The sequence below is a fragment of the Paractinoplanes rishiriensis genome (assembly GCF_016862375.1).
In the GTDB taxonomy this organism is placed as follows: domain Bacteria; phylum Actinomycetota; class Actinomycetes; order Mycobacteriales; family Micromonosporaceae; genus Actinoplanes; species Actinoplanes rishiriensis.
This window is the reverse complement of record NZ_BOMV01000063.1, coordinates 1-13108: the sequence shown is the minus strand read 5'-3', so window position 1 is coordinate 13108 and position 13108 is coordinate 1. Positions and strand designations below refer to the sequence as shown.

Genomic DNA, 13108 nt, shown 5'->3' with positions numbered 1-13108 from the left:
GGTTACCGGGTCACGGTGAACTGATGAACGAACGGTACGAGATCAGGATCCACGGCCTGCTCGGTCCCTTACTGCGGACCTCGTTCGACGACCTGAGCTGCGAGAGCCTGCCGAGCCAGAGCACGATCCGGGCAAAGCTCTCGGCCGCGGAACTGGAACGACTGCTGCTACGGCTCGACCAGTCCGGCGTGGAACTGGTCCACCTCGACTGCGGCTGACGCGGAGGGAAGCTCATGACCGCAACGAACTACCAGGTACGAGTTTCGGGCACACTGCCGGCGGAACTTCTGGCGGAGCTCACCGACATGACCATCTCGGTGGAGCCGCCGGAAACAGTTCTCTACGGCACACTGCCCGACCAGTCGGCGCTGTTCGGGTTGATCTCCCGGATGCACGGCATGGGGTTGCGGCTCATCGAGATCCGCCGGCTACCGGGCTCGTGATCCGACGGCGCGTCCCGGTCTGGTCGGCGGACAGCTACGCCCGCGTCATCGTCCTGATCGCGATCACCTACATGGTGGGCACGCTCGCGGACACGAGGTGGGCGGTCTCGCTGATGCTGCTGGTCCAGATCGGTACGGTCTGGTACGCGCTGCGCGCCTCGCACGCGCGCCCACGCGTACGGCTGACCTCGGCTTTTGTCTTTTTGCTCGCACTGCTGGCCGGCGTCTGGAACATCCTCACGCACGGCCGCATCCTGGTCGGCCTCACCTTTCTGGCCGGCAGCGCGCTGTACCTGCTCGCGCCCGTGTCGATCGTGGCCGACCTGGCCCGGCGGCGCGAGGCCGACCGCGAGCTGATGCTTGGGGCGCTGTCCGCCTACCTCATGCTCGGCATGGCTTTCGGGTACGCCTACCGGTGCCTCGCGGCGCTGCTGCCGGGTCCCTTCTACGGCGAGGCGGGGGACGGCACGCTCGCCGACAGCCTTTTCTACAGCTTCATCACCCTCACCACCACGGGGTACGGCGACCTGGTGCCGGCCGGCAACCCCGGGCGCGGGCTGGCCGTGCTGGAAGCGCTGCTCGGCCAGCTCTTCCTGGTCACCGCGGTGGCCAAGATCGTCAACATCTGGGAACCACGGGCCTGGCGGAACACCTGACGGGCCGTTTCATTTCATTCGTTGCGGATGGCGTCCGGCCTCCCCTCGTGGACGACTGTGAGGGCCGCTGGCTTTATCCGCCCCTTAAGAGGAGTACGGCATGTCCGACACGCAGCAGCAGAGGCCGACGGCCTCCGATCCCCCGTACGCCCCGAGGCGGCCGGAACCCACCGGCTGGGTCGGCTTCGTGGTCTTCGCCGGTGTCATGCTGATGATGCTGGGCGGGTTCCAGGCGATCGAGGGCCTGGTCGCCATCTTCCGCGACGACTACTACCTGGTGACCCGCGACGGGTTGCTGCTCACCATGGACCTGAGCGCCTGGGGCTGGACCCACCTGATCATCGGCCTGATCGCGGTCGGCACCGGTATCGGTGTCCTGCTCGGGCAGACCTGGGCCCGGGTGGTCGGCATCATCATCGCGGTCGTGAGCGCGCTGGCCAACCTGGCCTTCCTGCCCGCGTACCCGATCTGGTGCACGATCATCATCGCCATGGACGTCCTCGTGATCTACGCCCTCGCAGTGCACGGCCGTGAGGTCCGGTACTGATCCGACCGGCCGGCCGGCGGACTCACCGGCCGCCGGCCTGCCCCGGGGTGTCCTGGTCCTGCTGGGCACCGCGTGCCTGGTGGTCGTGGTCGGCGGCATGCGGATCACCGCCGACCTGCTGGCCCCGATCTTCCTGGCCCTGATGCTGACGGTCACGGTGAGCCCGATCGCGCTCTGGCTGCGCGCCCACCGCACCCCGATGTGGCTGGCCGCACTGGCCAACGTGACCGTGGTCTACCTGATCCTGATCTCGCTGGGCGCCGCACTCGCGCTGTCCCTGGCCAGACTCGTCGACCTGATACCCACCTACCAGGAACAGTTCACCGACCTGCGCGCCGACCTGGTCGCCCAGCTGAACCGCATCGGCATCACCGAGCCCCAGGTCCACGAGGTCGTCACCCAGGTCCTCGATCCGGCCGCCGTGGCCGGCGTCCTGGAGTACATCTTCGGCGGCCTGGCCGGCGCCCTGTCCAACACGGTGTTCCTGATGGCCGTCCTGCTCTTCATGTGCCTGGACGCCGTGGGTTTCCCCGCCCGCCTCGCCACCAGCGCCACCCAGCGCCCGCAGGTTGTCGGCGCCCTGCGCAGCTTCGCCGGCGGCACCCGCCGGTACCTGTGGGTCACCACCGTCTTCGGCGTGATCGTCGCCGTGATCGACACGCTCGGTCTGTGGGCCCTGGGCATCCCTCTGCCCGTGCTGTGGGGCCTGCTCTCCTTCATCACCAACTACATCCCCAACATCGGCTTCGTGGTCGGCCTGATCCCGCCCGCGCTGCTGGGCCTGCTGCAGGGCGGCCCCGAAGACATGCTCAAGGTCATAGTCCTCTACTGCGTAGTCAACTTCATCATCCAGTCCGTGATCCAGCCCAAGATCGTCGGCGACGCCGTAGGCCTCTCCGCCACTGTGTCCTTCCTTTCCCTGATCTTCTGGGGTTGGGTGCTGGGTCCGCTGGGCGCCCTCCTGGCCATTCCGATGAGCTTGCTGGCAAAGGGCTTACTGATCGACATCGATCCCGCCAGCCAGTGGATGACGCCACTGCTCTCCGGCGGCTCACCGGCCGCAGCACCCGAGCCCCCCACCCCGCCGACAGCCCCCACCCGGCCGTCGCCAACGGCGCCGCCTTCTTCCACAGCGCCCCCCTCATCCACAGCGTCCCCCTCATCCACAGCGTCCCCCTCATCCACAGCGCCCCCCTCATCCACAGCACCCCCCTCATCCACAGCGACAGCTCCTTCCACAGCGCCCACTTCTTCGGACGCCGGCACCGCGGTGACCACCGCACCGGCCTCCTCCACAGCGACGGCGCCGAATCCGCCTTCCACAGCGCCTCCGCCCTCCACAGCACCCTCGCCGTCCGCATAGGAGTTGTGTCCACGCCTCGCCTATCCACAGCCGCGACTCTCACGAATTCACCCGCGGCCGAAGCGGTCAGCACGCGCCGACAGGGGCGCGTGCTGACCGTTTTCGTTGGCGATGCATGCTCATCGAAAATCACCGATCCACCGAGCCGCGCCACCCACACGACCGCGCCACCCACACGACCGCGCCACCCACACGACCGCGCCGTGCACAGTCGCGCCATCCGGAGCTGCGCCTCCGCATCCATCCACCAGCCCCATCCGCCCCACCAAGCCCATCCGCCCCACCAAGCCCATCCGCCCCACCAGCCCCATCCGCCCCACCAGTCGCGTCCGCAACGCGGGCAGAACGGCGAAAGGACGGGTGAACATCGGGGCGGATTGCCCAAACTGGGCGCCGATACGCGAGAGGTTTTCTAAAGTTGGTCGCGTCCCGGCTGGGCCGGCGGGACGTGACAGCCGGGGGGACGCCATGGCCACGCAGGGCGAGGAGGCGGGCACGGCGATCACCGCGCGGCGTAATGCGTTTGAGGCGTTGCTCGGGGATCGCAGCCTGACCATCAAGACAATCGTTGCGGCGGTGTGCGTGGCGATCGTTGCGCTGGGCGTGGCGACGTTGTCCATCAACCGCATGTCCGGCCTCCGCGACGACCTGGCCGCGATGAAGACCCGCCACGTGGACAGCCTGCAGGAGCTCTCGAACGTCCGGGGCGAGGTCGGGCTGGTGTTCCGTGGCCTGCTGGTCTACTTCTCCGCGGCCGGTAACAAGCCGCAGCAGGAGCAGGGCCGCAAGGACATGCAAGCGGCCGACGAAGCCGTCGAGTCGGCGCTGGCGGCGTACGGCAAGCTCACCGCGGGGTCCGCGACTCGGCAGGCTGCCATGGCGGATTTCGCCGAGGCGTTCCGGTATTACCGGGCGATGCGCGACACTGCCGTGTTCGGGCAACCGATGCCGGCCGGGCTTGAGATGCCGGCGGCCGATCGGATCGGGACCGAGTTCGACCGGGTGCAGCGGGAAATGGAGTCCGCCGTAGCCGCCATGCAGCAGGCGGAGGATGCCGAGGCGGATGCCATGGCGGCCGCGGGCGACGCAGCGTACGGCCGCGCCCGGAACTTGACCTTGATTGCCCTGGTCGTCGGGTTCCTGGTCGGCGCGGCCGTGTGCGTCCTGGTCATCCGCCTGATCCGGCAGCAGCTGACCACGGTGTCGGCGGCCCTGGACGCGGTGGCCGCCGGTGACCTCACGCTGGCGGCGGAGGTTCGCTCCCGCGACGAACTGGGTGCGATGGCGCAGGCCGTCAACCGCGCCCGGGACGGCCTGCGCGCCACGGTCACCGCCCTCACCCACGGCGCGCACACCCTCGGCGAGGGCACCCAGCGCCTGACCAGCGTCACCGCCCGGCTGGCCGAGGGCGCACGGGAGGCAGCCGAGCAGGCCGCCGTGGTCGCGTCCGGCGCCGGCGATGTCTCGTCCAATGTGCAGTCCGCGGCGGCCGGCAGCGACCAGATGGGCGCGTCGATCAGGGAGATCGCCGAAAACGCCAACAACGCCGCCCAGGTGGCGTCCAATGCGGTCGGTGTCGCGCAGGCCACGAACGACACGGTCGCCAAGCTCGGCACGTCGTCCGAGGAGATCGGCAACGTGGTCAAGGTGATCACGCAGATCGCCGAGCAGACCAACCTGCTGGCCCTGAACGCGACGATCGAGGCGGCGCGGGCCGGTGAGGCGGGCAAGGGCTTCGCCGTGGTCGCGACCGAGGTCAAAGATCTGGCGCAGGAGACCGCGAAGGCGACCGAGGACATCTCCCGCCGGGTCGAGGCGATCCAGGCCGACACCACCAGCGCGGTCGAGGCGATCGGCGAGATCTCCCGGATCATCTCGGAGATCAACGACTACCAGGTCACGATCGCCTCCGCGGTCGAGGAGCAGACCGCCACCACCAACGAGATGAGCCGCAGCATCGGGGACGCCGCGGACGGCAGCTCGAACATCGCCGGCAACATCAACATGGTCGCCGAGGCGGTGCAGGCGCAGACCAGCGCCCTCGGTGAGGCCGACCAGTCGGTCACCGAACTGACCCAGGTGGCCGACGAGCTGCGCGGTGTGGTCGCCCGCTTCCGCGTCTGAGAAGGAGCGCAGGCCATGCGGTTCTTCGGCAACATCAAGATTGGCGTACGTCTCAGCGGCGCGTTCACCGGTGTGTGCCTTTGCCTGATCATGGCGCTCGGGGTGGCGTACTGGGGACAGGAACGGTCCAAGGCCACCACCGCCGAGCTCGCCGTGGCCGCCGACCTGCCCGCGACGCGATGGCGGTCAAGTTCGAGGCGGCCGACGTCAACGCCTGGCAGAACGGGTACGCGTTCGACATCCTCCGCGGCGTCGACGGCGCCGACTCGGACACCGCCGGGCAGCAGCGCAAGCACTTCCTGGCGGCCACCGCCGCGTTCCATTCCGAACTCGAGCACATGGCGGGCGAGCCGCTCACCGGCACCCAGCGTGCCGTGCTGGACGAGGCGACCCAGGCGCTCGACCGGTACCAGGCGATCGACGACCAGATCATCGCCGCCTTCCGGACCGGCACCCGGGCGGGTCACGCCCGGGCCGGCGAGCTGGTCTCCGGCGAGGCAACCAGCTGGATGACCCGCGTCGTCGAGGCCGGCGAGAAGCTGGTCACCCTCACCGGCGAGCAGGCCGCGAAGGCGCGGGCCGACGCCACCGCCGCGGGGAACACGTCGCGGACCCTCATGCTGCTGGCCGGTGCGCTCAGCCTGGCCCTGGCCGCGCTGCTCGCCGTGCTGGTCACCCGCAGCATCACCGGCCCACTCGGGCAGACGGTCGCCACGCTGCGCCAGGTCGCCGCCAAGAACCTCACGGTCCGCACACCCGACCAGGGCCGCGACGAGCTCGGCACGATGGGCCGGGCGGTGAACAACACCCTGGAAGTGCTGCTGGCGGCGTTCCACCGGATCAGTGATCACAGCCGTACGCTGGCCGGCGCCTCCTCGGAGCTCACCCAGGCCTCGGCCCGTATCGCCGAGGCCGCCGGTGACGCCTCGGGCCAGTCCGAGCGGGTGGCCTCCGCCGCCGAGGAGGTGTCCCGCAGCGTGCAGACCGTGGCCGCGGGCACCGAGGAGATGAACGTGGCGATTCTGGAGATCTCCGGAAGCGCCACCATGGCCGCCGGCATCGCGGCCGGCGGCGTGGACAGTGCCCGCGAGGCCAGCGCGACGATCGGCCAGCTGGGCCGGTCCAGCGCCGAGATCGGCGAGGTTCTCAAGCTGATCACCTCGATCGCCGAGCAGACCAACCTGCTGGCCCTGAACGCGACGATCGAGGCGGCCCGGGCCGGTGACGCCGGTAAGGGCTTCGCCGTGGTCGCGTCCGAGGTGAAGGACCTGGCCCAGGAGACGGCCCGGGCCACCGGCGACATCGCCAACCGGGTGCAGGCCATCCAGAGCGACACCGAGGCCGCGATCGGCGCGATCGACCGGGTCAGCGGCATAATCGGCCAGGTCAACGAGCACTCGACGACGATCGCCGCAGCCGTCGAGGAGCAGAGCGCGACCACCGCCGAGATGGGCCGCAACATCGTCGAGGCGGCAACGGGTTCTGGCGAGATCGCCGAGAACGTCTCCGTCGTGGCGACCGCCGCCCAGGTCACGGCGAGCGGGGTGGCCGAGGCTCAGCAGACCGCCGAGCAGCTCGAGGTCATGTCGCGCGAGCTCCAGGAGATCGTGGGCCAGTTCCAGGTGGCGGGGCGCTGATCCGCTTCAGAATCTCGGCGGCGGTGTCCGCGGGCGTCTGGCCGTCGGTGTCGATCTCCAGGTCGCCGACGGCTGTCCGGGTGCAGGCCGGTCGGCGGCCCGCTGACGGCACGCCACGATCGCGGCCGGGTGCGTGGTCGCGGGCCTCGGTGTCCGGCGCGGGCTCCCCCGCGACGGCCTGGTCGCGCGCGTGGGCGGCGGCGGCTCGGCGGCGCAGTTCGGCCGGTGGCCGGCCGGCCAGGGTGTCGCCGGCGATCGGTGGGCCCTGACCCTGGCCGCGCAGCAACGTCCGTTCCGTCAACCGCCGCAGACCGGCGCGCAGGTGGCACACGGTTACGGTCGCTCCCGGCAGCGCGGCGCGGTAGAGCGCAACCTGGTCGGGGTGCTCCACGGAACCGACGACGACCAGCCGTCTGGCACCAGCCTCGTAGTACGTCCGCCAGATCGCCGCGAGGTTGGCTGCCTTGAGCCGGTGATCATCCGCCGGCTCCGGGCGCAGGAACCCGATCTGTTGCAGGTCGAGGAACGCTGTGTGGGCGCCGGCCAGCCTGGACTGCATGTATGTCTCCCAGCCCGCGGTGGACTTCCCCACCGCTGCCGGCCCGCACAGCCACACTATCTCGCCCGGCACCGTGACCGCCGCCCCGTTTGCCGCCCCGTTTGCCGCCCCGTCCGTGCCGGAGTCCGGTGGCCAGTCGCGCAGGTGGTCGCGTACGGCATCAACGGTTTTGGTCTTGTCCAGACCCGTGCTGTCGATGCAGTCGCCGGGCAGGTCACCGCGGTCCATCTGCTCCGCATAATCGGCAATCTCGTCGAGCCGGTCGCCGGCCCGGTTGCGCTCACCGAGACGCCGCACCAGTTCCGCCGGCTCACATCGCAGCCGCAACGGCTTCAGAGCAACATGCCGGAAAAGGTCAAAATCAATGCCGCGTACGGAGTCGACGATGCCCGACACGATGAGCCCGCGCGCCCCCGCCCGGTGGAAATTGTCGACGATGGCCGCGAGGTTGCGTTCTTTGCGCAGGTAGCGGCCCGGGTCGTCGGCGGGTTCGGGCGACCACTCCTCGGCGGTGGGCGCCCCGTAACACATCCCGAGCTGGTCGATGTCGACGTAGCCGACCGGCCCCGGGTGCTGGGCGAACAGCTCCCAGGCGACGGTGCTCTTCCCGACCCCGGGCGGCCCGTAGATCCACAGCACCGGCAGAAGACCCATCCCGGGAGTATCGGGGCCCCACCCACGCCCGTCGATCAAATTACGCCCGTCCCCGGCGATCGGAACACCGCTCCGATTCAAGCCCGCCAAGATCCGCCCGCCTAGAAGTGGCCCAGCACCAAAGATGTCGAGCCACAGTCACCGCGCGACTGTCACCGCGCGACCGCAGCTCAACAAGATCTACACCTCCCTGAGGGGCCACCGGAGTTGTCGAGCTATGACCGCCGGGCGCCAGCCCCGAGCCGCGCCAGCGGACTGTGAGCCGACGCGCCCGAATCGGGAGCGTGACGTGCTTTAGCGGAGCCCCGCCCCGAGACCGGTAGCCGCCTCGTCCGGGCCTCGACCGAAACCGGCGCCAGGTCGTCCGGGCCTCGACCGAAACCGGCGCCAGGTCGTCCGGGCCTCGACCCGAAACCGGCGCCACGTCGCCCGCGCCCGGACCGGAGCACCGCTCCGCCGCTTCTCTCCGCGGCACCGGAGTGCGCCTCGACGGCCAGCGCCGCTACCAGCAACAACGCCCCGGCCACTCCCGCCGGGCCCAGCCGATCGCCGAGGATCACGATTGCCAGCGCCGTGCCCACCAACGGTTCGAGCAGCGCCATCAGGGCCGCGGTGCCGGCACCCGCCACGCGCAGGCCGCCGAAGTACGCTGCCCACGCGATCGCGGTCGGACCGGCCCCGAGCAGCAGCAACAGGCCGATCGCCGGAGGGCTCGGCGGGAAACCGAGACCGGCGCCGGCGAACGGAGCCAGCACGACCGCGCCCAGCGTGAACGCGAAGCCGGTGCTCGCCAGTTCGTCGAGACCCGGGACCGGGGCGGCGCCGACCATCGTCATGGTGGCGAACGTCGCGGCCGCGAGCAGGGCAAACCCGCTGCCGGCCAGCACGGCGGGCCACTCCAGCCCGTTCCCGGGTATGCCGACGAGCAGCGTCAACCCGAGCACGGCCAAGCCCACCGTGCCCAGCGCCCGGCCGCCGAGCCGCCGCCGACCCAGCACAGATTCGACGGCCAGCACGAGCACGGGCGCCGCGCCGATGGTCAGCAGCGTGGCGAGGCTGACCGACACGCGGGAGACCGACGCGAAGTAGCTGGCCTGGAATGCCGCCGCCAACAGGCCGAGCACCGTGATCCTGGTCCACGCGCGCCGACCGCGCGGTGCCGGACGTCCGGTGAGGATCAGGTATAGCACGAGGAGGAGACCGCCGGCACCCAAGCGGTAGGTGGCCACCGCGGGCGCCGTCAGTCCGGCCTCGCGGGCCAGCAGGCTGCCGGTCAGGCCGCCGGCGCCCCAGAGAGTGCCGGCCACCACGAGCAGCCAAATGCCGTTTTTGGAGGTACGCATGAGCTCCTGCTTCCGCCGCAAGAAGGGGACAAAAAGGTCACGGAAGCGGGACGGCGTGCGCGCGTCCTAGGCGACGCGGAAGGTCAGGCGGTCCCGCTCAGGAGCGGGGCGGCGAGATGATGGACCGGCGCACCAGGCGATGATAGCCCGCCACCCGGTAGGCGTCCGCGATGCCGGAAGGGCGGCTCGGAAAATGTCGGCCCCGGCCGATACCCTCCCTCCATTCGCCGACGAAGGGACGAGCCATGGCCGACGAGGAGGCCGGTCGCCGGCGGGCCCGGGGCGAGCTCGAGGCCGAGGTGATGACCACGCTGTGGGCCGCGCACGAGCCGCTCACGCCCGCCGACGTGCAGGCGGCGCTGGGCGGCGACCTGGCCTACAACACCGTCCAGACGATCCTGATCCGCCTGCTCGAAAAGGGGCAGGTCCGGCGCGGCCCGGCCGGCCGGGGGCGCGGTCACGCCTACTGGCCCGCCCAGGACGCCGCGAGCGCCGCCGCCGGCCGCATGCGCGCCGCGCTCGACGGGCGCCCCGACCGGCGCGCCGTTCTCCAGCAGTTCGCCGCCGGCCTGGCCGCCGACGACGTGGACGTGTTACGCGCATTACTCGAGGAGCGTGAGTCATGACCTTCTTCGTCTATCTGCCGCTGCTCCTGCCGGTCCTGGTCGCCCTGGCCGCCCGCCCGCTGGCCGAGCGCGCCCGTCCCCGCCCGGCAGTCCTCGGCCTGGTGACCGCCGCGGTCCTGACCGCCGCCGGCACCGTGTGGTCGCTGCTCCTGCTGATCCTGACCCTGTTCGACGACCTGCCCGCCATGATCGCCGCCAACGCCCGGCACGGCATGCGCCTGCCCGAGCCGGTCCCCGACCAGATCGCCCTCGCCGCCGCAGCCCTCCTGACCTGGGCCCTGATCCGGCTGGCCCGCGACCTGCACCGCCGCCACGACACGGTCCGCCGGCTGCGCAACGCCGGCCCGGGCACCGACGGCGTCGTGATAGCCGACTGGTCCGAACCCTTGGCGGTGGCCGTCCCCGGCCGCCCCGGCGACGTCCTGCTGACCACCGGCATGCTGCGCCTGCTCACCCCCGCCGAACGCCGAGCCGTGATCGCCCACGAACGCGCCCACCTGGCCCACCGCCACCACACCGCGGTCCTGCTGGCCGGCGCCGCCGCCGCAGTCAACCCGCTGCTGCGCCCCGTCCGGGAAACGGTGACCTACCTGGTCGAACGCTGGGCCGACGAGGATGCCGCCCGCACGGTCGGCGACCGCACGCTGGTCGCCCGAGCCGTGGCCCGCGCCGCCCTGGCCACCGCCCATCCCACCCCCACGGCGTCCCTGGGCATGCACGGCGGCGTGATAGTCCGCCGGGTCCGCGCCCTGCAGGGTCCCGAGCCCGCCACCACCCGCCGCCTGCACGCGACGCTGGCCGGGGCCACGGTCGTGGTGGCCGGCTGCGCCCTGGCCATAGCCGTGGCCACCGCCGACTTCCTGTCCGTCCTGTCCACGTGGACAAACGCACCCTGACCCGCAAACTCGCGCGAGGAAAGGCCGCCGCAACGGTTTGGGGCGGCCGGAACCGGGAATCGAAGCTGGCAGATGTCGACGCCGGGATTGGTGGAGGTCCTGCGAAGTCGGCGGTGTGGGATGGCGGGCCGCGGTCCTGTGTGGTGGCAGGACCGCGGCCGGTCGGTCTCCGCTTTCAGGTGGTGGAAACGGGAGCCGAATCGGTGACGGCTATCGGGGTGGCTGCCTCGACCGGCTCCTCCTCCGGGGTGCGGCGGGCGGCCAGTGCTCGTTCGGCGATCAGGGCCGTTGCGGCTCCGCCGACTGCGGCCAGGACTGCGGTCAGGGCGAACGCCTTGCCCATGCGGCGCAGCTGGCGGCCGCGCAGCACCTGGTAGGCCAGGCCCAGGCGGTCCGCGTAGACGGGGCCGAGCTGACGGAACTGGCCGCCGGTCACCCGGGCGGCTGCCCACGCGTCGGCCATCGCGTCGCGCAGTTCGAGCTCGCGGCGTCGGCGCATCGAAAGTCGCATCGGGGGTGCCTCCGAGAGTCAGGGCCGGCGAGCGGCGCGGGAAGGTCCACTACCCACCCTGCCGCCGGGCGGCCGGGCCGCGCCTCACCCCGGCAGGATGAGCCCTGGTGAATGAATCGGGCAAAAAGTTAGGTGACCGCGAACGGTGGGCATGAGATCAGCACGATCCCAGCCCGATCGATCGGAGAGATTGCCATGGCACTGGACGAGATGGCGGCGACGCCGCAGACGGTGAGCCCGGAGAAGTCCCGCGTTCGCAACGCCGCAAGCACCGTGAAGAGCAGCCTGGCGGCGGTGCCGGCGCGCAGCAAGCAGGCCGGACGAGCGGTCAAGACCCACCCCAAGACGACGTCCGCCGCACTGGCGGTGGTGGGCAGCGCCGTCGCGGCGCTGGTCACCCGGCGTCAGCTCAAGGCCCGAGCCGCGAAGCGGACCTGGTGGCAACGCCTCACCCGCAGGTAGTGAAAGGCCCGCACGGCGGCTGACCCGGCGGCATCACCGATGACGCTGGTCAGCCGCCCTGCCATAACCGCAGCAGTGAGCGAGACTGGTCGGCGTGACGGACAGCATCGCCGATCAGCTCACGCCCACCACGGTCATCCTGAACGGCAAGGTCCGCGCCGCGGGCCGGCGGCTCGGCCAGGTGATCGTCTACGAGTGGGGCTTCGAACACCGCGGCCGGGACCGCGTACAGCGATCATTTGTCCTGCTCGACGACGGCTTCCAGATCGGCCAGCCGGTGGTCTTCTCCGACGAGCTGACCGGCTGGTGGTACTGCGATCTGATCAAGGTCGTCGACCACGGCGACGTCGTCACGGTCGACGACTGGTGGATCGACGTGATCGTGGGCCCGCAGCCGGACCGGCCGTTCCGGATGCTCGACCTGCACGAGTACGCCGAGGCCATGGAGCGCGGCGCCCTCACCACGGCCCAGGCCGCCGACGGTCTGATGCGCACCCAGCGGTTCCTGGACCGCCGCCTCAACCGCAACTACGACCAGGACCGCGGCGAGTGGCTGGCCTTCCCGCCGCCGGACGTGCGGAAACTGATGGACGTCCGCTTCCCGCGCGAGTGGTCGACGATCACCCCGTGATGCAGGATCGGCTCATGCGGATCAGGGACGCCTCGGCCGGCGACGTCGAGGCCATCGTCGCGATCGGGCAGCGCACCTGGCCGGCGACCTACGCGTTCGCCGGCCCGGATTTCATCGCGGACGGGCTCGCCACCTGGTGGTCCGCGGCGGCGATCGAGCGGAGTCTGCGCGACACCACGATGCTGGTGGCGGACGGCGGCGAGGGCCTGCTCGGGGTCGGCAACATCGACCTGCGCGGTCCGGCGCCGATCATCTGGAAGCTGTACGTGGTGCCCGAGTCGCAGGGCACCGGGGCGGGTTCGGCGCTCATCGCGGAGTTGCTGGCCCGGGCGCCGGGCCGCGCGGTCCGCCTGGAATACACGGACGGCAACGAGCGGGCGGCACGCTTCTACGCGAGCCGGGGCTTCACGGAGCTGCGCCGCGATCCACCCGAACAGGCGGGCTGGCCGGAGATCGTGTGGATGGAACGCCCACCGGAGAGATGAGACCCCGGCTGGTCGAGAGCCGGTCCCATCGGAGAAGCGCGGCCCGCGGAATGAGGCGAAGCCGCAGGAATGAGGCGAAGCCGCAGGGATCAGGCGCCGCAGGGATCAGACGGCGCAGGGATCAGACGGCGCAGGGATCAGACGGCGCAGGGATCAGACGGCGCGGGATCA

Annotated in this window: 15 protein-coding genes; 12 read left to right on the top strand and 3 right to left on the bottom strand. The window is 71.0% G+C overall.

What is annotated here, in order from left to right:
• Window positions 1-23: 23 nt before the first annotated feature.
• The 7 genes from Ari01nite_RS29630 to Ari01nite_RS29600 all read left to right on the top strand — a co-directional run bounded on the left by Ari01nite_RS29630 (window position 24) and on the right by Ari01nite_RS29600 (window position 6770).
• Window positions 24-218, top strand: a complete 195-nt coding sequence (locus Ari01nite_RS29630; RefSeq protein ID WP_203785504.1) for a DUF8691 family protein — start codon at window positions 24-26, stop codon at window positions 216-218.
• 15 nt (window positions 219-233) lie between these two features.
• The gene (locus Ari01nite_RS29625) at window positions 234-443 is read left to right on the top strand and encodes a DUF8691 family protein (RefSeq protein WP_203785503.1); all 210 of its coding nucleotides are present in this window, start codon (window positions 234-236) and stop codon (window positions 441-443) included.
• Window positions 440-1099, top strand: coding sequence for a potassium channel family protein (locus Ari01nite_RS50160; protein ID WP_239163132.1), 660 nt, complete (start codon window positions 440-442; stop codon window positions 1097-1099). Before Ari01nite_RS29625 ends, Ari01nite_RS50160 begins: the two co-directional genes overlap by 4 nt.
• Before the next feature lie 100 nt (window positions 1100-1199).
• Window positions 1200-1646, top strand: a complete 447-nt coding sequence (locus Ari01nite_RS29615; RefSeq protein WP_203785502.1) for a DUF7144 family membrane protein — start codon at window positions 1200-1202, stop codon at window positions 1644-1646.
• Entirely contained in the window at window positions 1630-3009 is a 1380-nt protein-coding gene (locus tag Ari01nite_RS29610; protein WP_239163131.1) for an AI-2E family transporter, read from the top strand. Before Ari01nite_RS29615 ends, Ari01nite_RS29610 begins: the two co-directional genes overlap by 17 nt.
• Before the next feature lie 468 nt (window positions 3010-3477).
• Window positions 3478-5133, top strand: a complete 1656-nt coding sequence (locus Ari01nite_RS29605) for a methyl-accepting chemotaxis protein (protein ID WP_203785501.1) — start codon at window positions 3478-3480, stop codon at window positions 5131-5133.
• 179 nt (window positions 5134-5312) lie between these two features.
• On the top strand, window positions 5313-6770 hold the full coding sequence (locus Ari01nite_RS29600; protein ID WP_239163130.1) for a methyl-accepting chemotaxis protein: 1458 nt from the start codon (window positions 5313-5315) through the stop codon (window positions 6768-6770).
• On the opposite strand, the gene Ari01nite_RS29595 is transcribed toward Ari01nite_RS29600, so the two are convergent.
• Window positions 6715-7983, bottom strand: a complete 1269-nt coding sequence (locus tag Ari01nite_RS29595) for an AAA family ATPase (protein WP_203785500.1) — start codon at window positions 7981-7983, stop codon at window positions 6715-6717. The genes Ari01nite_RS29600 and Ari01nite_RS29595 overlap by 56 nt on opposite strands.
• A 215-nt stretch (window positions 7984-8198) precedes the next feature.
• The gene (locus Ari01nite_RS29590; RefSeq protein ID WP_203785499.1) at window positions 8199-9326 is read right to left on the bottom strand and encodes a DMT family transporter; all 1128 of its coding nucleotides are present in this window, start codon (window positions 9324-9326) and stop codon (window positions 8199-8201) included.
• A 245-nt stretch (window positions 9327-9571) separates the two neighbouring features.
• Between Ari01nite_RS29590 and Ari01nite_RS29585 the strand changes: the two genes are divergently transcribed.
• Both Ari01nite_RS29585 and Ari01nite_RS29580 read left to right on the top strand, forming a co-directional pair.
• Window positions 9572-9952 carry a BlaI/MecI/CopY family transcriptional regulator gene (locus tag Ari01nite_RS29585; protein ID WP_203785498.1) on the top strand — a complete coding sequence of 127 codons (381 nt, stop codon included), beginning with the start codon at window positions 9572-9574 and terminating at the stop codon, window positions 9950-9952.
• Window positions 9949-10848, top strand: a complete 900-nt coding sequence (locus Ari01nite_RS29580; RefSeq protein WP_203785497.1) for a M56 family metallopeptidase — start codon at window positions 9949-9951, stop codon at window positions 10846-10848. Before Ari01nite_RS29585 ends, Ari01nite_RS29580 begins: the two co-directional genes overlap by 4 nt.
• 175 nt (window positions 10849-11023) lie before the next feature.
• Here the strand turns inward: Ari01nite_RS29580 and Ari01nite_RS29575 are convergent, their stop codons facing one another.
• Window positions 11024-11359, bottom strand: coding sequence for a hypothetical protein (locus Ari01nite_RS29575; RefSeq protein WP_203785496.1), 336 nt, complete (start codon window positions 11357-11359; stop codon window positions 11024-11026).
• 195 nt (window positions 11360-11554) lie between these two features.
• Between Ari01nite_RS29575 and Ari01nite_RS29570 the strand changes: the two genes are divergently transcribed.
• The 3 genes from Ari01nite_RS29570 (at window position 11555) to Ari01nite_RS29560 (ending at window position 12937) form a co-directional block, all read left to right on the top strand.
• Window positions 11555-11821, top strand: coding sequence for a hypothetical protein (locus Ari01nite_RS29570; protein ID WP_203785495.1), 267 nt, complete (start codon window positions 11555-11557; stop codon window positions 11819-11821).
• A 94-nt stretch (window positions 11822-11915) separates the two neighbouring features.
• A complete protein-coding gene (locus tag Ari01nite_RS29565; RefSeq protein WP_203785494.1) occupies window positions 11916-12452 on the top strand; it encodes a DUF402 domain-containing protein in 537 nt (178 codons plus the stop codon).
• 14 nt (window positions 12453-12466) lie between these two features.
• Window positions 12467-12937 carry a GNAT family N-acetyltransferase gene (locus Ari01nite_RS29560; protein ID WP_203785493.1) on the top strand — a complete coding sequence of 157 codons (471 nt, stop codon included), beginning with the start codon at window positions 12467-12469 and terminating at the stop codon, window positions 12935-12937.
• The last annotated feature ends 171 nt before the right edge of the window (window positions 12938-13108 follow it).